The sequence below is a fragment of the Streptomyces sp. NPDC052396 genome, assembly GCF_044593195.1.
Lineage (GTDB): Bacteria > Actinomycetota > Actinomycetes > Streptomycetales > Streptomycetaceae > Streptomyces.
In genome coordinates this window covers 544,444-562,740 of sequence record NZ_JBIUAW010000003.1, presented here as the reverse complement: position 1 = coordinate 562,740, position 18,297 = coordinate 544,444, and the positions used below count along the sequence as shown (strand labels likewise).

The 18,297-nt window shown below is 72.6% G+C and carries 16 protein-coding genes; 13 read left to right on the top strand and 3 right to left on the bottom strand.

Annotation, left to right across the window (positions count from 1 at the left end; all coding sequences use genetic code 11):
* The first annotated feature begins 109 nt into the window (after positions 1-109).
* The 6 genes from ACIHFE_RS10930 (at position 110) to ACIHFE_RS10905 (ending at position 6,852) form a co-directional block, all read left to right on the top strand.
* Entirely contained in the window at positions 110-1,195 is a 1,086-nt protein-coding gene (locus ACIHFE_RS10930) for a GNAT family N-acetyltransferase (RefSeq protein ID WP_400105517.1), read from the top strand.
* Position 1,196: 1 nt separating this feature from the next.
* Positions 1,197-2,429 carry an MFS transporter gene (locus ACIHFE_RS10925; RefSeq protein ID WP_400105516.1) on the top strand — a complete coding sequence of 411 codons (1,233 nt, stop codon included), beginning with the start codon at positions 1,197-1,199 and terminating at the stop codon, positions 2,427-2,429.
* Between the two features lie 131 nt (positions 2,430-2,560).
* A complete protein-coding gene (locus ACIHFE_RS10920; RefSeq protein ID WP_400105515.1) occupies positions 2,561-3,562 on the top strand; it encodes an aspartyl/asparaginyl beta-hydroxylase domain-containing protein in 1,002 nt (333 codons plus the stop codon).
* A 24-nt stretch (positions 3,563-3,586) separates the two neighbouring features.
* Complete coding sequence (locus ACIHFE_RS10915; RefSeq protein WP_400105514.1) at positions 3,587-4,537, top strand: GNAT family N-acetyltransferase; 951 nt, start codon at positions 3,587-3,589, stop codon at positions 4,535-4,537.
* 55 nt (positions 4,538-4,592) lie between these two features.
* A complete protein-coding gene (gene miaB, locus ACIHFE_RS10910) occupies positions 4,593-6,128 on the top strand; it encodes a tRNA (N6-isopentenyl adenosine(37)-C2)-methylthiotransferase MiaB (protein WP_400105513.1) in 1,536 nt (511 codons plus the stop codon).
* A 28-nt stretch (positions 6,129-6,156) separates the two neighbouring features.
* Complete coding sequence (locus tag ACIHFE_RS10905) at positions 6,157-6,852, top strand: class III extradiol dioxygenase subunit B-like domain-containing protein (RefSeq protein WP_400105512.1); 696 nt, start codon at positions 6,157-6,159, stop codon at positions 6,850-6,852.
* Positions 6,853-6,933: 81 nt separating this feature from the next.
* Here the strand turns inward: ACIHFE_RS10905 and ACIHFE_RS10900 are convergent, their stop codons facing one another.
* Both ACIHFE_RS10900 and ACIHFE_RS10895 read right to left on the bottom strand, forming a co-directional pair.
* Complete coding sequence (locus tag ACIHFE_RS10900) at positions 6,934-7,164, bottom strand: antitoxin (RefSeq protein WP_400105511.1); 231 nt, start codon at positions 7,162-7,164, stop codon at positions 6,934-6,936.
* Positions 7,165-7,201: 37 nt separating this feature from the next.
* Positions 7,202-7,489 carry a hypothetical protein gene (locus ACIHFE_RS10895; protein ID WP_400105510.1) on the bottom strand — a complete coding sequence of 96 codons (288 nt, stop codon included), beginning with the start codon at positions 7,487-7,489 and terminating at the stop codon, positions 7,202-7,204.
* A gap of 182 nt (positions 7,490-7,671) precedes the next feature.
* Between ACIHFE_RS10895 and miaA the strand changes: the two genes are divergently transcribed.
* The 6 genes from miaA (at position 7,672) to hflX (ending at position 15,612) form a co-directional block, all read left to right on the top strand.
* Positions 7,672-8,610, top strand: coding sequence for a tRNA (adenosine(37)-N6)-dimethylallyltransferase MiaA (gene miaA, locus ACIHFE_RS10890; RefSeq protein WP_400105509.1), 939 nt, complete (start codon positions 7,672-7,674; stop codon positions 8,608-8,610).
* 108 nt (positions 8,611-8,718) lie between these two features.
* A complete protein-coding gene (locus ACIHFE_RS10885) occupies positions 8,719-9,168 on the top strand; it encodes a hypothetical protein (RefSeq protein ID WP_400105596.1) in 450 nt (149 codons plus the stop codon).
* A gap of 29 nt (positions 9,169-9,197) precedes the next feature.
* Positions 9,198-10,076 carry a diaminopimelate epimerase gene (dapF, locus tag ACIHFE_RS10880; RefSeq protein ID WP_400105508.1) on the top strand — a complete coding sequence of 293 codons (879 nt, stop codon included), beginning with the start codon at positions 9,198-9,200 and terminating at the stop codon, positions 10,074-10,076.
* 196 nt (positions 10,077-10,272) lie between these two features.
* On the top strand, positions 10,273-12,411 hold the full coding sequence (locus ACIHFE_RS10875) for a RelA/SpoT family protein (protein WP_400105507.1): 2,139 nt from the start codon (positions 10,273-10,275) through the stop codon (positions 12,409-12,411).
* A gap of 104 nt (positions 12,412-12,515) precedes the next feature.
* A complete protein-coding gene (locus ACIHFE_RS10870) occupies positions 12,516-13,976 on the top strand; it encodes a M1 family metallopeptidase (protein ID WP_400105506.1) in 1,461 nt (486 codons plus the stop codon).
* Between the two features lie 133 nt (positions 13,977-14,109).
* Entirely contained in the window at positions 14,110-15,612 is a 1,503-nt protein-coding gene (gene hflX / locus ACIHFE_RS10865; RefSeq protein ID WP_400105505.1) for a GTPase HflX, read from the top strand.
* Between the two features lie 100 nt (positions 15,613-15,712).
* Here hflX and ACIHFE_RS10860 read toward each other — a convergent pair whose 3' ends face one another.
* Entirely contained in the window at positions 15,713-16,951 is a 1,239-nt protein-coding gene (locus tag ACIHFE_RS10860) for a trypsin-like serine peptidase (RefSeq protein WP_400105504.1), read from the bottom strand.
* A 234-nt stretch (positions 16,952-17,185) separates the two neighbouring features.
* On the opposite strand from ACIHFE_RS10860, the gene ACIHFE_RS10855 reads away from it, so the two are divergent.
* Positions 17,186-18,289: an aminotransferase class III-fold pyridoxal phosphate-dependent enzyme gene (locus ACIHFE_RS10855; protein ID WP_400105503.1), complete on the top strand. Its 1,104-nt coding sequence runs from the start codon at positions 17,186-17,188 to the stop codon at positions 18,287-18,289.
* Positions 18,290-18,297: the final 8 nt, after the last annotated feature.

Here is an 18,297-nt window from a genome sequence, read left to right as displayed (position 1 = left end):
TCTCACGGCGACCACCGCTCCGCGTGAGACCGGGCTGATACCGGAGTGAGAGCGCGACTCCCTACCGTGGCCCAGCGAATTGTCGGCCCGAAGCAGGAGGCATGCGTACGTGGGTGCCACACAGACCGGCCAGAGCGTGCTGACCACTGCCTCCGGCTGGTCGCTGTCCGACGAGGTACCGGAGCGGGTGGCCGCCAGTTGCCTGTACGACTCGGCCGGCTGGCTGCGCGGCTGGGAGGCCATCGGTATAGAGAAGCGGGCCCGGCACGCCTATGTCCACACCCCGGCCGGGGCGGAGGGCGACGCGGTGATGCCCCTGTATGCGGTGCACCGGTCGCCCTTCTGGGACGGTTACGAACGCCAGGTCGGCCTGGTGGGCGCCTTCGGTGACCCGGTGGTCTTCGCCGGCTCCCCCTACTCCATGTACGGCAAGCGCGGACCGGTGCCGGCCGCCCTGGTCCGCGGCGTGCACGAGACCGCCATGGAGTGGATCGCGAACGGGCCCGCCGAACTGCTGGTGGTGCCCAACCTCACCGCGGAGGGCGTGGACAGCTGGGTGGCCGAGGCCGGGGAGCCGGTGGGCCGGATCCTGCTGGAGCGCACCTATGGCTGCGAGCTCGGCGCCGACCTCACCGAGCACATGTTCCGCCTGCCCAACAAGATCAGGCGGGATGTGGAGCGGCGGCTGCGCCGGGGCGCCGAACGCGGCCTGACGGTGCGGATGATCGAGGGCCCCGACGCCCACCCGCTGGTGCCGGCCGCCTTCCCGCTGACCGTGGACACCAGCGACAAGAACGACTGGCCCGCGCTGTTCGACGAGGACGCCCTGCACGGCATGCTGCGGGTGCCCGGCGCCTTTATGGTGGCGGCCGAGGTGGACGGGCAACTGGTCGGTGCGTTCTTCGCGTTCCGGCGCGGGGACGAGGTCACCTTTATGTGCGGCGGGGTGGCCTACGCCACCCTGCACGACCTGAGCACCTATGTCGCCCTGATGTACCGCAGCACCGAGTGGGCCTACCAGCAGGGCATGAAGCGCATCGAATGGGGCCGGGACAACTACCGGTTCAAGGAGCGGCACGCCCTGACCGGCACCGACCTGTACGCCCTGGTCTACGCTCCGCGCCCCCGGCCGGATCTGACCGCCGGACTGGCGCGGATGCACGAGGTGCTCTCCGCCTATATCCGGGGGGAGTGAGATGGGGCCCGGCCGGCGCCGCGCCGCGCTGCTGCTGATCGCGGTCATCAGCGTCAACGCCTCCTACACCGTGATGATCCCTTTTGTGCCGGACCTGGAGGACCGGGTGGACGCCGGGCCGGTGCTGATCGCGCTGACCTTCGCGCTGTTCGCGGCGGCCAAGGCGCTGGCCCAGCCGGTCGGCGGCTGGTGGGTGGACCGGTGGCGGGCGGACCGGGTGGCCCTGCTGTCCATGCTCACCGCGGCCCTGGGCATTGTGCTCACCGCGCTGGCCCGGGACGGCTTCTCGCTGCTGGCCGCCCGGGTCTGCTGGGGGATCGGCGAGGGACTGGTGTCTCCCGCCCTCTACGCCGGGATGGCGGCCCTGTGCCGGCAGTACCGGATCTCCACCAGCCGGATGATGGGCAACTTCGGCTCGGCGGCGGTGGCCGGCTTCCTGCTGGGACCGCTGATCGCCGGAGCGGCCGTACCGGTCGGACTGTCCGGGCTGTTCCTGGCGGGCGCCGTGGTCACCGCGGCCACCGCCGTCGGCCTGCTGCGGGCCATCCCGGGCCCCGGTGAGACCGGGCCGGAGCAGGAGGGCGAGGAGCAGAACGAGGAGCCGGCCGCCACCGGCGCGCTCGCCCAGGGACGGTGGTGGGTGTGGGCCCTGCTGCTCGGCGGGCTGGACATGTTCACCACCCTGGTCTACTCGGCACTGGAGCCGGTGCTGCCGGTCTACCTCAGCAAGGGCTCCGACTCCTCGGCGCGGACCGCCATCTCGGTGGTCTTCGTCGCCGGACTGGCCACCTCCGGCCTGGTCATGTGGCTGCTGGGCCGCTACACCGTGCGCCTGCGCACGCTGACCGCCATCGGCCTGGGCTTCGCGGCCGTGGGTCTGTGCGCCATGGCCGCCAGCGCCGAGGTGGTGGCGGTCGGCGGCTGCTTCATGGTGTTCATGGTCGGCTACGCCACCCTCTTCCTCACCGCCCGGCGGGGCATCGTCGAACTGAAGGCCGCGGGCCATGGCGGCAAGGCCTTCGGGCTGTTCGGGCTGGTCTCGGACATCGGCAGCGTGCTGGGTCCGGTCATCGGGATGGCCCTCTACGAGATCACCGGCCGGCTGCCGTTCCTGCTGCTGGGCGCCGTGTGCGGCCTGGTGCTGCTGGGCCTGGCGGCCGTGGGGCGCGGCGCACGGCGCGTTCCGGCCGCCGCCGCGGTGGCGGAGGCCGACCAGACGGTGCCCAGCCCCTGAGTCATCCGGTCGCGGCCGGGGCGAGAGAGCGGCAAGACGGTGGTGATACCGGCCGCGGCCACAGTGGACCAGCAGGGCACCGCGTTCCGACTTGCGTCACGACAACCGTCGAGCCTTCGGGGAGATGTGAGATGACCGTCGCCTACCAGGTCTGTGAGCCCACCGTGGGCAGCCACCCGTCCACCGCCCGGCTGCTGCCGGTCTTCGATGTGGCCAGGCTCCGCGCGGACTTGGAGCGGCTGGACCGGCAACAGTGGCCGTTGCAGCGGACGTTCGAGACCACCGGACCCGCGGAGTACGCGGACTTCGACTGGCGGGCCCTGCCGCTGCGCAGCCCCACCGGCAGCGTGGAGCGCACCGACCCGGGCGGCGCCGGTCTCGACGAGTTCGCCGACACCCCGTGGCGGGCCGAGGTCCCCTACCTCGACGAGATCCTGGCCGCCATCCCGGCGCCGCTGCGCAGCGTCCGCCTGCTGGCGCTGGGTCCCGGGGCGGTCAGTGAGCTGCACTTCGACACCAAGATCGGCTTCCCCTGGGCCAACCTGCGGCTGCACATTCCCTTCATCACCAACCCCGGCGCCACCCTGCTGATGGACGGCGACCTGTCCTGCTGGCAGCCCGGCTCCTTCTGGTTCGGCGACTTCTGCCGGCTGCACCAGGTCAAGAACGCCGGGGAGCGCAAGCGCGTCCACATGATCATCGACACCACGCTCACCCCCGAGCTGCTGACCCTGTTCCCCGAGGAGTTCCGCGCCGCGCTCGACATGGACGAGGTGCTCTTCAACCGCCCGGCGGCCCCGGCCGGCGACCTGGACCGCTACCGCTGCTCCTTCGAACTCCCCGAGTCCTTCCCGGACTTCGAGGAGGCCGAGGGCCAGTTCCTGCTGCCGCAGCGGCAGTTGCCGGCCCGGGTGGATCTCCAGGACGGGCGGCTGGTGCTGTTCATCGCGGGCAAGCCGGTCTTCGGCCTGGTGCACGTCGGAGAGGGCGAGTTCCGTTTCTCCGGCTGGACGGACGAGCGCACCGTCCAGATCCTGCCCGGCCGCGACGGGGCCCGGGTGATCCTGCGGACCCGCCACGGCCGGCGGGAGCAGCGGCTGGAGGTCCCCGCCGCAGCGCTCGAATCCTTCTGAAACGCCTGCCGAGGAGGCACAAGGATGGTCGTGGAGACCACCGGCGGCCTGACCACCGCCCAGGTGACCGCCGACGAGGCCCTGCACACCGACTGGGCGTCGCGACGGGACGAGCTGGACATGGTCCGGGTGACCGGCCCGGAGCCCGCCTGCTGGCCGGAGCTGCGGCGGGCGGGCTTTACCGTGCATCCCTCCTGGATCACCTGGCTCGCCCCGGCCGGCCCCTCGGAGGAGGCGTTCCTGGACCGGCTCTCCGGCAAGGAGCGCCGCAGCGTCCGGGCCGGGCTGCGGTTCGTCACCGACCACGGCATCCGGATGAAGGTGGCGACGCCGGTCAGCGCCGCTGGCTACGACGAGTTCCTGGCGCTGTACGAGCGGCAGATCGCCACCATGCGGCACGGCGTGCCCTACGCCCGCTTCGACCGCGACGAGATCCTGGAGCGGGCCGGCGAGTACTTCGCGGTGCACGCCGTCGCCGACGACAAGCTGATCGGCGGCTGTGTGTGCCGGATCCGCGAGGACTCCACCGTGGTGATCCGGTTTGTGGCCACCGAGCCGGACGGCCGGCAGCACCGCATTGTGCGCGCCATGTATATGCAGGCCTTCCGGACCGCACGTGAACTGGGCTGCCGGGACATCTCGCTGGGCACCGACCCCGCCCTCTACGGGCATGTGGCCAAGCCGGGCCTGTTCGCCTTCAAGAGCGCCCTGCGGTTCACCCCCATCCCCTCCCGGCTGTTCGGCGGCGCCATGGACGACCCCGACGAGGCCACCCTGGTGCTGCGCCTGGCGGCGCTCAGCGAGCCGTCCCTGCTGGTGCGTTACCACCTGCCCGAGGACGACCGCTCGGGGCTGGTCACCGGGGACACCCCGCTGGGGCTGGACGTCCTGACCACCGGCCCGGAGCTCGACCCGGCCCCTTACGGGGCGCCGTTCCTCGCGGACACCGTGGTGCGGGTGATCGAGCGCGGCTGATCGAGTGCGGTGATCGAGTGACGCGGCTCTCCGGCGCCCCCCTTACCCTGGAGCAATGACCAGCAGCAGCGACCGGACCGGAGCAGTGGACGAAGTGGGCGTTACTCGAAGCTACGAGATCCGCACCTACGGGTGCCAGATGAACGTCCATGACTCCGAGCGGCTTTCCGGACTGCTGGAGGACGCGGGCTATGTCCGCGCCCCGGAGGGCTCCGCCGAGGGCGAGGCCGACATCGTGGTCTTCAACACCTGCGCGGTGCGGGAGAACGCCGACAACAAGCTGTACGGCAACCTGGGCCGGCTGGCCTCGGTGAAGTCCCGGCGCCCCGGGATGCAGATCGCGGTCGGCGGCTGCCTGGCCCAGAAGGACCGCGACACCATCGTCAAGAAGGCCCCCTGGGTGGACGTGGTCTTCGGCACGCACAACATCGGCAAGCTGCCGGTGCTGCTGGAGCGGGCCCGTATCCAGCAGGAGGCGCAGGTCGAGATCGCCGAGTCGCTGGAGGCCTTCCCCTCCACCCTGCCCACCCGGCGGGAGAGCGCCTACGCCGCCTGGGTCTCCATCTCGGTCGGCTGCAACAACACCTGCACCTTCTGCATCGTCCCGGCGCTGCGCGGCAAGGAGAAGGACCGCCGCCCCGGCGACATCCTGGCCGAGGTCGAGGCCCTGGTCGCCGAGGGCGTCACCGAGATCACCCTGCTCGGCCAGAACGTCAACGCCTATGGCTCCGACATGGGCGACCGCGAGGCCTTCTCCAAGCTGCTGCGCGCCTGCGGGCAGATCGAGGGCCTGGAGCGGGTCCGCTTCACCTCGCCGCACCCGCGCGACTTCACCGACGACGTGATCGCCGCGATGGCCGAGACGCCCAATGTGATGCCCCAGCTGCACATGCCGCTGCAGTCCGGCTCGGACACCGTGCTCAAGGCGATGCGCCGCTCGTATCGCCAGGAGCGCTTCCTGGGCATCATCGAGAAGGTGCGCGCCGCCATGCCGGACGCCGCCATCTCCACCGACATCATCGTGGGCTTCCCCGGCGAGACCGAGGAGGACTTCGAGCAGACCCTGCACACGGTGCGCGAGGCGCGCTTCGCCCAGGCCTTCACCTTCCAGTACTCCAAGCGCCCGGGCACCCCGGCCGCCGAGATGGACGGGCAGATCCCCAAGGAGGTCGTGCAGGCGCGCTATGAGCGCCTGGTCGCCCTGCAGGAGGAGATCTCCTGGGAGGAGAACAAGAAGCAGGTCGGCCGCACTCTGGAGGTCATGGTCGCCGAGGGCGAGGGACGCAAGGACGACGCGACCCGGCGGCTGTCCGGCCGGGCGCCCGACAACCGCCTGGTGCACTTCACCCGCCCCGAGGAGCCGGTCCGCCCCGGTGACATGGTCACCGTGGAGATCACCTACGCCGCCCCGCACCACCTGCTCGCCGAGGGCCCGGCCAAGGCCGTGCGCCGCACCCGGGCCGGGGACGCCTGGGAGAAGCGCAACGCCGCGGCGCAGGCCAAGCCCCAGGGCGTGATGCTGGGCATCCCGTCCATCGGCGCTCCCGCGCCCGCCCCGGCCCCCACCGGCGCCGGCTGCGGCTGCGACTGAGCCCGCCGCGGCGCGTATCGTTCCGGTCATGCTTGTCGCCGCCGCCGTCTGCCCCTGTCCGCCGCTGCTGGTCCCGGAGGTCGCCGCCGGGGCCGCGTCCGAGCTGGATCCGCTGCGTGCCGCCTGCCTGGACGCGGTGGCCGTGCTGGCCGCCGCCCGTCCGGACCGGCTGGTGGTGGTAGGCCCCGGCGAGGGCGAGTACCCGCCGGGCACCCCGGGCTCCTTCCGCCCCTTCGGCGTGGACCTCGAGGTGCGGCTGGGCGCCGGCGCCGCCGGCGACCGCCGGCTGCCGGCCCCGCTGGCGGTGGGCGCCTGGCTGCTGACCCGCACCGGCTGGTCGGCGGCACCGGTGACCGGCCTGGGCCTGGCGCCGGAGGACGCGCCCGAGGACTGCCTGGGCCGGGGCCGCGCGCTGGCGGCCGCGGACGAACGGCTGGCGCTGCTGGTGATGGGCGACGGCAGCGCCTGCCGCGATGTGAAGGCCCCGGGCTACCTGGACGAGCGGGCCGAGGGCTTCGACGCCGCCGCGGCCCGGGCGCTGGGCGCCGCGGACACCGCCGCCCTGGCCGCCCTCGACCCCACCCTGGCCGCCGAGCTGCAGGCCGCCGGGCGCGCGCCCTGGCAGGTGCTGGCCGGTGCGGGGGAAGGCGCCGCGCTGCGCGGTTCGCTGTTGTACGACGGGGCGCCGTACGGGGTGGGCTACCTGGTGGCCGCCTGGTCCTGAACCGTCCGGATACGGCGACGGCCGCGGAGCGGTGAGCTCCGCGGCCGTCGCCGTATCCGGGGTTCCGGACCTCCGGGGGTTTCAGGCCCGGCCGCCCCGGCCGTCCTGCTCGCCCAGCCGGTCCAGGGCCTGCTTGGCCTTGCCGGTGCCGGTGCGGATCTGGCTGGTGTACTTGCCGTCCGTCCTGGCGTCCACCGCCTGCGCCGCCTTGTCGATGCCCTGCTCGATCCGCGCCCCGTGCTGCTGCACCAGGTCGCCGACCTTGCCCTTCACCGGTTCGAGCTTGGCCTTGAGATCATCGAACAGGCCCATGGCTGGGCACCTACCCCTCGTCGTATGGTCCAGCTGGCTACTTGCGGGCGCCCTCACCGGCCTCGCTGTCCGCCGCCTCCTCCGCGGACTGCTGCTTGGGAATCTCGACTCCCTCGGCAGCCTCGCCCCCGTCCGTGGCGGCCGCCTCGGCCGCCTCCTCGGCGACCGCCGCGGTGGTCTGCTCGGTGGCCTCCTCGGCGACCGCCTCCGGCGCGGCCTCGGCGGTCTCCGCCGCGTCGGACGATTCCGCCGTCAGAGCGGCCGCCGCGGCCTCCTCCGTTGACGCCTCCGACTTCTGACGGCGAAACCTTGAAAACACGCCCATATCTACTCCATTACCTTACTGGGGTCAGTGAAATCCCTGGTCGCCGGGGACGCTCCACCGCGCCTGGCGGGGCACCGGAGCGGGAACCGGCTCTCGGAACCTCGCAACAGGCAACGAAAGCGGTGGCGCCGCGTCACGTAGCTCGTTCGAGGGGGCGCGCCGAGGTTTGCGAGACTGGTGCGGTGAGAAACGCAGCTCCCGCACCGCGGGTCATCGCCGTCGTCGGGCCCACCGCGGCCGGCAAGTCCGACCTGGGCGTGGCCCTCGCCCAGCGGCTGGGCGGCGAGGTCGTCAACGCCGACTCCATGCAGCTCTACCGGGGCATGGACATCGGCACCGCCAAGCTGACGACGGACGAGCGGCAGGGGGTGCCGCACCATCTGCTGGACATCTGGGACGTTACCGAGGCTGCCAGCGTCGCCGAGTACCAGCGACTGGCCCGCGCCGAGATCGACCGGCTGCTGGCCGAGGGCCGCACCCCCATCCTGGTCGGCGGCTCCGGCCTCTACATCAAGGGGGCCATCGACGCCCTGGAGTTCCCCGGCACCGACCCCGCCGTGCGCGCCCGGCTGGAGGCGGAGCTGGCGGAGCTGGGCCCGGGGGCGCTGCACACCCGGCTGGCCGCCGCCGACCCCGAGGCGGCCCGCGCCATCCTGCCGGGCAACGGCCGCCGCATCGTGCGCGCCCTGGAGGTCATAGAGCTCACCGGCCGCCCCTTCACCGCCAACCTCCCCGGCGAGACGCCGGTGTACGACGCGGTGCAGATCGGCGTGGACGTGGCCCGCCCCGAGCTGGACGAGCGGATCACCACCCGGGTGGACCGGATGTGGGCGGACGGGCTGGTCGAGGAGGTCCGCGCGCTGGAGCGGGCCGGGCTGCGCGAGGGGCGCACCGCCTCCCGGGCGCTGGGCTACCAGCAGGTGCTGGCCTTCCTGGCCGGCGAGTGCACCGAGCGCGAGGCGCTGGCGGAGACGGTGCGGGCCACCAAGCGGTTCGCCCGCCGCCAGGACTCCTGGTTCCGCCGCGACTCCCGGGTCAACTGGCTCGACGGCTCCGCCGTGGGACGGGCGGAACTGACCGGGCTGGCACTGGCGTTGGTCGAACGAGCGGTCACAGCCTGATCACGTGATGGCATCGGGAAGTGCCAGGTGTCATTCCGCGGTTCCGCAGCGTGCCATCATCAAGCGTCGAGCGAGCCGTGGAGTCCGGGGTTGGGAGGGCGCGTGGCGATGGAGGCCGGCCCTCGTGACACATCACAACAGCCGCCGCGCGCGGATCTGGAGGCGCTGACGCCGGACGGTCCCGAGGACACCGAGGAGACCGCGCCGGAGGGCGTGGTGCCCGCCTCCTTCCGGGAGCTGCGCCCGCCGCGCCGGCTGCGGCTGTGGCAGCTGGCACCGATCGTGCTGCTGGCCGCCATCGGCTCGCTGATGTTCGCCTTCCCGCTCGCCTTCGACTTCGGCGACGGCGGCCCGGTGGTGGCCATGCTCGGCCTGCTGATCAGCGGCTGCGCCGCCGGGTGGGGCGTGATGGCCGCCCGCCGGGTCGGCTACACCTGGCCCGGCCTGCCGCAGCGCGGCTCGGGCGGCCGCCCGGACTGGCGGTTTGTGGCCTCGTACACCGCGGTGGTGGCACTGCTGGTGCTGCTGGCGGTCTGGCGGGTGGCCCGGCTGCGCTGAGCTCCGTGCGCGCTGCGTACCATCGGAGCGTGAACACCGCGCAGATCGCCTTCCTCAAGGGTCATGGCACCGAGAACGACTTTGTGATCATCCCGGACCCCGACGGCCGGCTGGAGCTGTCCCCGGCCGCCGTGGCGCGGCTGTGCGACCGGCGCGCGGGCATCGGCGCGGACGGCGTGCTGCGGGTGGTGCGGTCCGCCGCGCACCCCGAGGTGCGTCATCTGGCCGGTGAGGCCGAGTGGTTCATGGACTACCGCAACAGCGACGGCAGCATCGCCGAGATGTGCGGCAACGGGGTGCGGGTCTTCGCCCGCTACCTGGAATACGCAGGCCTGGCCGGGGCGGGCGAGGTGGCGGTGGCCACCCGGGCCGGGATCCGCCGGGTGCACCTGGCGGAGCCGGGCCCGGACGGGACCCCCGGGGACGTCACCACCGGCATGGGCCGGGCCCTGCTGCCCGAGGGCGGCGTCACCGTCACCGTCGGCGACCGCAGCTGGCCCGCGCGCCACGTCAACATGGGCAATCCGCACGCCGTCTGCTTCGTCGACGACCTCGCCGAGGCGGGCCGGCTGTACGAGGCCCCCGGGGTCAGCCCGGCGGCGGCCTACCCGGACGGCACCAATGTGGAGTTCGTGGTGGACCGCGGCCCGCGGCATGTGGCGATGCGGGTGCATGAGCGCGGCTCCGGCGAGACCCGTTCCTGCGGCACCGGCGCCTGTGCGGTGATGGTCGCCACGGCCCGCCGCGACGGCGCCGATCCGGCCGTCGACGGCCGGCCGGTCAGCTACACCGTGGATGTCCCCGGCGGCCGTCTGGTGATCCGTGAGAACCCGGACGGCACCGTGGAGATGACCGGCCCCGCCGTGATCGTGGCCGAGGGCCTGCTGGACGCCTCCCTGCTGGGCTGACGGGCCGTGGGCCGCCCGGCGGCCCTGGACCGACGGGCGGTCCGCTTAGCCGGTTACCGGATGGACGCCTCGCTCGAATGGGTGATCCGGTTCACTCTGGGCGAGAGGGGCTGAGCGGTGCGTGATGGGGTCGGTAGCATCAAGCACCGGTCGTCAGGCGCCAGCCGACCGCCGGTCCACGCTGCCGGAGGTGCCCATGAGCGCAGAGGCCACGGACGAACGTCCTCCCCGCCGCGGCCGGGGCCGCGGCATCGGCCTCAGACGGCTGGGCCGGGCCGCGTTGAGCGGCTCCGCCTCGCGCGGCCGGCTGCCGGACGCGCTTGAGCATGTGGCCAAGGTGCACCGGGTCCACCACCCCGGCGCCGACCTGGACACCCTGCGCCGGGCCTATCTGCTCGCCGAGTCCTCGCACCGCGGCCAGACGCGCAAGAGCGGCGAGCCGTACATCACCCACCCGCTGGCGGTCACCCTGATCCTGGCCGAACTGGGCGCCGAGACCACCACCTTGACCGCCTCGCTGCTGCACGACACTGTCGAGGACACCGATCTGACGCTGGATCAGGTCCGCGAGCAGTTTGGCGAGGAGGTCCGCTTCCTGGTGGACGGGGTCACCAAGCTGGAGAAGGTCGACTACGGCGCCGCCGCGGAGCCGGAGACCTTCCGCAAGATGCTGGTGGCCACCGGCAACGACGTGCGGGTGATGTCCATCAAACTGGCCGACCGGCTGCACAATATGCGCACCCTGGGCGTGATGCGCCCGGAGAAACAGGCCCGCATCGCCAAGGTGACCCGCGATGTGCTGATCCCGCTGGCAGAGCGGCTCGGGGTGCAGGTGCTCAAGGCCGAGCTGGAGGACCTGGTCTTCGCCATCCTGCACCCCGAGGAGTACGCCCGTACCCGCGAGCTGGTGCTGGCCCACGCCGGCGCGCCCGATCCGCTGCGGGCCACCGCGGCCCGGGTGCGCGCCGTGCTGCGCGAGGCCGGGATCAGCGCCGAAGTGCTGGTGCGCGCCCGGCACTTCGTCTCCGTGCACCGGGTGCGCCTCAAGCGCGGTGAGCTCACCGGGTCCGACCTGGGCCGGCTGCTGGTGCTGGTCGCCGAGGACGCCGACTGCTACGCGGTGCTCGGCGAACTGCACACCTGCTTCACGCCGTTCATCTCCGAGTTCAAGGACTTCATCGCGGTCCCCAAGTTCAACCTGTACCAGTCGCTGCACACCGCCATCGCCGGCGAGGGCGGGGAGGCCGCCGAAGTCCTCATCCGCACCCATCAGATGCACAAGGTCGCCGAGGCCGGGGTGATCGCTCTGGGCAATCCCTACGCGGCCGCCGAGACCCCCGACGCGGAAGGGGAGACCACCGACCCCACCCGCCCCGGCTGGCTCTCCCGGCTGCTGCAGTGGCAGCGCGCCGCCCCCGACCCGGACACCTTCTGGAGCTCACTGCGCGATGAGCTGGCCCAGGACCGGGAGATCACCGTGTTCCGCGCGGACGGCGGCACCATCGGCCTGCCGGGCGGCTCCAGTTGTGTGGACGCGGCCTACGCCCAGTACGCGGAGGACGGCCACCACTGCATCGGCGCCTGTGTCAACGGCCGCCTGGTACGGCTGAGTACCGTGCTCCGCGACGGGGACACCCTGCACCTGCTGATGTCCCCCTCGCCGGACGCCGCCTCCGGCCCCTCGCCGGACTGGCTGGAGCACGCCCGTACCCCGGTCGCCCGGATCGCCATCGGCCGCTGGCTGGCCACCCATGGCACCCACCCGGCCCCCGACCCGGTGGCCCCGCCGCCGCCCGTCCCGCCGGCCCCCGCCCGGGCCCCGGGCCGTACGGCCGCCCCGGCCGGGCCGGGACCGGTGGCGGTGGCCGCCCAGGGCGCCGACCTGGCGGCGGCCCATATCCGCCTGGCGGGCTGCTGTACCCCGGTGCCGCCCGACGAGGTCACCGGATTCGCGGTGCGCGGGCGGACCATCACCGTGCACCGGGCGCAGTGCCCGGTGGTGGCGCGGATGGTGACGGCCGGGCGTACGACCGTCGCGGTGCGCTGGCGGGAGGCCCAGGGGGCCGCCATGGGCGACTGCCGGGTCACCCTGCGCGCCGAATCCTTCAGCCGGCCGCGGCTGCTGGCCGACCTCACCGAGGTGATCGCCGCGGAGGGCGCCGCGGTGATCTCGGCGGCCGTGGAGCCGCCGCACCAGCAGCGGGTCCGGCACACCTACACCCTGCAACTGCCCGACCCGGCCCAGCTTCCGGAGCTGATGCGGGCCATGCGACGGGTGCCCGGCGTCTATGACGTCGGCCGCGCGGGCTGGCCGGTGACCGCCGCCCCCGCCTGAGGTCTCGCCCGGGTATCTCGCACACATATCCCGTCTGCTCTTACGGGCGAGACTTGCGCCGCGCCGCCGATGCCCGGCCGACGGGCGCTGATAGCGGTAGGCGCATGCCGCACTCACCCGGGCCCCGCTTCCCCCTCCGCCGCCTGTGCGCCGCCGTGACCGCCACCGCGGCTCTGCTGCTGCTGGGCGGTGCCGCCCCGCCGCCCAGGCCGCTGGGCATCGGTGACCGGCTCTTCCCCTACCTGGGCAACCCCGGCTACCACGTGCACTCCTATGACATCGCCCTGGACTACCACGGCAACGACCGGCCGCTGGACGCGGTGACCACCATCCGGGCCCGTGCCACCCAGCGGCTGCGCCGGTTCAACCTGGACTTCGCCCGGGGCACCGTGCGGTCCATCGAAGTCGACGGAAAACCGGCCCAGTTCATCCCCGTCGAAGAGGATGTGGTGGTCACCCCGGCCGAAGTGCTGCACAGCGGCGGCTGGTTCACCATCACCGTCCACCACACCAGCGACCCGGGCAGTGGGCGGGACGGCGGCTGGATCCGTACCGCCGACGGCCTGGTGATGGCCAACCAGGCGGACGCCGCCCACCGGGTCTTCCCCGGCAGCGACCACCCCTCGGAGAAGGCCTGGTTCACCTTCCGGGTCACCGCCCCCAAGGACCTGACGGTGGTGGCCAACGGCCTCGCCCTGGGCCACCGCACCGAGGGCGAGGCCACCACCTGGACGTACCGCACCCGGCACCCCATGGCCACCGAGCTGGCCCAGGTCTCCATCGGACACTCCGCGGTCGCCGAGCGCACCGGGCCGCACGGGCTGCCGCTGCGTGATGTGGTGCCCGCGGCCGACCGGGCGCAGCTGGAGAAGTGGACGTCCAGGACGCCGGAGCACCTCTCCTGGCTGGAGCACCGGATCGGCGGCTACCCCTTCGAGAACTACGGCGTGCTGATCGCCCAGGCGTCCACCGGCTATGAGCTGGAGACCCAGACCCTTTCCCTGTTCGAGAGGGACCTGTTCAGCCGGGCCACCCTGCCCGACTGGTATGTGGAGTCGGTGATGGTGCACGAGCTGGCCCACCAGTGGTTCGGCGACAGCGTCACCCCGCGCACCTGGTCCGACCTGTGGCTGAGCGAGGCCCATGCCACCTGGTACGAGTCCCTGTACGCGGAGGAGAAGGGCGGCCGGAAGCTGGCGGACCGGATGCGGGTGGCCTACCAGTACTCCGACCTGATGCGGGTGGACGGCGGCCCGCCGGCCGCCATCAAGGCACCGGTGCCGGGCAAGAAGATCAGCATCTTCCGGCCGGTGGTCTACGACGGCAGCGCCCTGGTGCTGTACGCCCTGCGGCAGAAGATCGGTGCCCCCGCCTTCGAGCGCCTGGAGCGCGCCTGGCTCGCCGCCCACCGGGACACCAGCGTGACCACCGCCGACTTCATCACCCTGGCCTCCCGGGTCACCGGGCACAACCTGGGATCCTTCCTGCGCGCCTGGCTGTACTCGCCCACCACCCCGCCCATGCCGGGCCACCCCGACTGGAAGGTCACCCGGAAACCCGCGTGACCCTCCGCTGCGTGCCATGGGACCATCGACCGGTCGGCAGCGGCGCCGCGGGAATCTCCCGGGGGTGCCGAGCGTTGCCGCATTCGTCAACCCCATGGGGCGGCATCCGCGCCCCCCGGACGCAAAGGATCACATGACCTCCACTTCTTCCCTTCCCCAGGACCGGCAGGACCGGCAGAGCCTTCCGGAGAACCTCCGGGCCGACGCCCTGATGGAAGAGGACGTCGCCTGGAGCCACGAGATCGACGGGGAGCGCGACGGGGACCAGTACGACCGTGCCGACCGCGCGGCGCTGCGCCGGGTGGCCGGCCTCTCCACCGAGCTCGAGGACGTCACCGAGGTCGAGTACCGCCAGCTGCGCCTGGAGCGCGTGGTGCTGGTCGGCGTCTGGACCTCCGGCACCGTGCAGGACGCGGAGAACTCCCTGGCGGAGCTGGCCGCGCTCGCCGAGACCGCGGGCGCCATGGTCCTGGACGGCGTCATCCAGCGCCGGGACAAGCCGGACCCGGCCACCTACATCGGCTCGGGCAAGGCCCAGGAGCTGCGGGACATCGTCCTGGAGTCCGGCGCCGACACCGTGGTCTGCGACGGTGAGCTCAGCCCCGGCCAGCTGATCCACCTGGAGGATGTCGTCAAGGTCAAGGTGGTCGACCGGACCGCCCTGATCCTGGACATCTTCGCCCAGCACGCCAAGTCCCGGGAGGGCAAGGCCCAGGTCGCCCTGGCCCAGATGCAGTACATGCTGCCGCGGCTGCGCGGCTGGGGCCAGTCGCTGTCCCGGCAGATGGGCGGTGGCGGCTCCGGCTCCTCCGGCGGCGGCATGGCCACCCGTGGCCCCGGTGAGACCAAGATCGAGACGGACCGGCGCCGGATCCGCGAGAAGATGGCCAAGCTGCGCCGGGAGATCGCGGAGATGAAGACCGGGCGCGACATCAAGCGCCAGGAACGGCGCCGCAACAAGGTGCCGTCGGTGGCCATCGCCGGCTACACCAACGCGGGCAAGTCCTCGCTGCTCAACCGGCTCACCGGCGCCGGGGTGCTGGTGGAGAACGCCCTGTTCGCCACCCTGGACCCCACCGTGCGCCGGGCCGAGACCCCCAGCGGGCGGCTCTACACCCTGGCCGACACCGTCGGCTTTGTCCGTCACCTGCCGCACCACCTGGTCGAGGCGTTCCGCTCCACCATGGAGGAGGTCGGCGACTCCGACCTGATCCTGCATGTGGTGGACGGCTCGCACCCGGCGCCGGAGGAGCAGCTGGCGGCGGTGCGCGAGGTGATCCGGGACGTCGGCGCGGTCGACGTACCGGAGATCGTGGTGATCAACAAGGCGGACGCGGCCGATCCGCTGGTGCTCCAGCGACTGCTGCGCATCGAGCGGCACTCCATCGCGGTCTCCGCGCGCACCGGTGCGGGGATCGACGAGCTGCTGGCGCTGATCGACGAGGAACTGCCGCGCCCCGCCGTGGAGATCGAGGCGCTGCTGCCCTACACCCAGGGTTCGCTGGTGGCCCGGATCCACTCCGACGGCGAGGTGATCTCCGAGGAGCACACCCCGGAGGGCACCCTGGTCAAGGCGCGGGTGCACGAGGAACTCGCCGCGGACCTGCGGCGTTTCATTCCCGCCGCGCAGGCCTGAGCGAGCGAAAGGGCCCGTTCCCCGGCACCAGCCGGTGAACGGGCCCTTTTCTCTTGTCCGGACTCTGCTCCTGTCCGGACCTTTCTCATGTCCGGCCGGTTCAGCCCTTGTTGGCGAACTTCCGGCTGATGGCGTCATAGACGCCCTTGGCCTCCGGACCCAGGTGCGGTCCCGCCAGCCAGCGGCTGTCGGCCGGGCCGATCGAGGTGTTGGAGACCAGCTCCGCCTTGCCGTCCGGCCCCTTGGCGAACCAGCCGCCGCCCGAGGAACCGCCGGTCATGGTGCAGCCGATGCGGTACATGGTCGGCTGGGCGGGGTCCAGCGAGAGCCGGCCCGGCCGGTCGATGCAGTCGTACATCTTCTGTCCGTCGAAGGGCGGCGCGGCCGGGTAGCCCCAAGCCCCCATGGAACTGATGGACTTGACCTGCGGAGCGTTGAAGTCCACGGTCAGCGCGCTGCCCACGGTCTCCTCCAGCGACTTGCCGCCGCCGTTCTCCTGCTGCACATGCAGCACCGAGAAGTCATAGGGCGCGCCCAGGCCGCCCGTCTCGGCGCCCTGGGTGATCCACTGGGTGGAGGTCTGGGCCCAGTTGGCCCACCACACACCGTGCGGGGCGACATCCTGCACCGGTGCGGTGTTCACCTGGGTGCCGGGCAGGCCCTTGTCGTTGTAGGAGGGGACAAAGGCGATATTGCGGTACCAGCCACCGCTCTTGCCCGCGTGCACACAGTGCCCGGCGGTCCACACCAGGTTGGACTTGCCCGGGTGCGCCGGGTCCTTGACGACCGTGCCCGAGCAGACCATGTGGCCCTGCGGGGAGTCGAAGAACACCTTGCCGACCGGCGGCACGCTGCGGTGGTAGGGCAGCTTGACGGCCTGGGCCCGCACCGGGCGCGGTGCCGGGTCGGTGACGCCCTGGTCGCCCTGGCCGGCGCCGGGTGCGGTGCCCGGCGCGTCCTTGCCGGAGAACTTCTTGTCGTCGGACTGGGCGTCCTTCATGGTGTCCGGCTTCCAGTGCCCCTTGATCATGGGGTTGATGAAGTCACGGGCCTCTCGCAGCCAGCGGTCCTTGTCCCAGTGCTTCCAGTCGCCGTTCTTCCACTTCTCGATGTCCTTGAGGCTGAACCCCTTGGGCAGCTGAATGGTGTTGTCGCTCTGCTGACTGTCGGCGCTGGCCTTGTCGTTGCCGGCGGCCTTGTCATCGGACGGACCGCAGGCCGTGGCCGACAGCGCCAGCGCGGTGGCCACCGCCGCGGCGGCCAGTGTGCGCGAGCCATGGGCACGCAGCGCCCGCCAGCCGTCGTATCGGCGGGCAGCGGGCGGGCGTTGGGAAGGCATGGAGTGAAATCCCCCGATCTATACGTATGTCAGGCACCGCCCCGGCGGTGGGGCAGGGCAACACTATGCCGAACTACGCCGATGCTGCCGAGGACGACAGCGGCCGGGGGAACGGTTCCGCATCGAAGGATCTTGCACTCGGCCGTGTTCCCCGGCATCCGCCGTCGTTGGTACGTACGGGGGACGGTCGGCGTTCAGCAGCACAAGTCAGCAGCACAAGGAGGGTCCGTAGTCGTGGGCTTGACCCAGTCACCGCCGCCGACGCTGCCCGACGTGGCGTCAGCGGCCCGCGAGACGCGGCCTGCCACTCCCCCCTGCCCGCTGCCCATCGTGCCGGTGCGGGCCCGGGGTCTGATCGTGGAGGGCGCCGACGGCCGCCGCTATCTGGACTGCTTCCCCGGCGCCGGGGCGCTGGTGCTGGGCCATAACCACCCGGTGGTGCTGGAGGCGGTCCGCTCCGTGCTGGACGCGGAGGCCCCGCTGCATGTCCCCGGCCTGGCCACCCCCGCCGAACGCGCCTTCACCGGCGAGCTGCTGCGCACCCTGCCGGGCGAGCTGGCCGAGGGCGCCCGGATCCGGTTCTGCGGGCCGGGCGACACCGAGGCGGTCACCGCCGCCCTGGAGCTGGTGCGCTCCGCGACCGGCCGGGACGGCTGCCTGGTCTCCCCGGCCACCGTCTCCTCCGACGACCGGCTGCGCCGGATGCGGGACACCGCCGCCGCGCACTCGGTCCCCTTTGTGGTCGACGAGAGCCGGACCGGAGTCGGACGGACCGGGACCTTCTGGGCGGTGGAGCACAGCGGGGTGGTGCCCGATGTGATGGTGCTCTCCGGAGCCGTGGGCGGCGGGCTGCCGCTGGCGGTGGTGGTGCACCAGGAGAGCCTGGGCGCCGAGTCCTCGCTCAGCGGTGCCAGCACCTTCCGGGGCAATCAGCTCGCCCTGGCGGCCGGCGCGGCCACCCTGCGCCACGTCCGGGAGAACGGACTGGCCGAGCGGGCCCGGGTGCTCGGCGGGCGGATGCTCTCCCGGCTGCGCCGGCTGGCCCCGGAACACGGGTGCGTCGGCGGGGTGCGCGGGCGCGGCCTGATGCTGGAGATCGAGCTGCTCGACCAGGCCGAGGCGCTGCGCCGGGAGTGCCTGCGCCGCGGCCTGATGGTCGGGATCGGCGCCCGGCCCTTTCCGCTGGTCCGGCTGCTGCCCCCGCTCACCATCACCGACGAACAGGCCGAAGCGGTGCTCGCCAGGCTGGCCGACGCACTGGCCGAGATCTCCCGCCCCGGCCACCGTGCCCCCACGCCCAGCGAGCCCAAGGAGGAAGGCGTGGCGTCCCCGGCCTGACCGGCCGC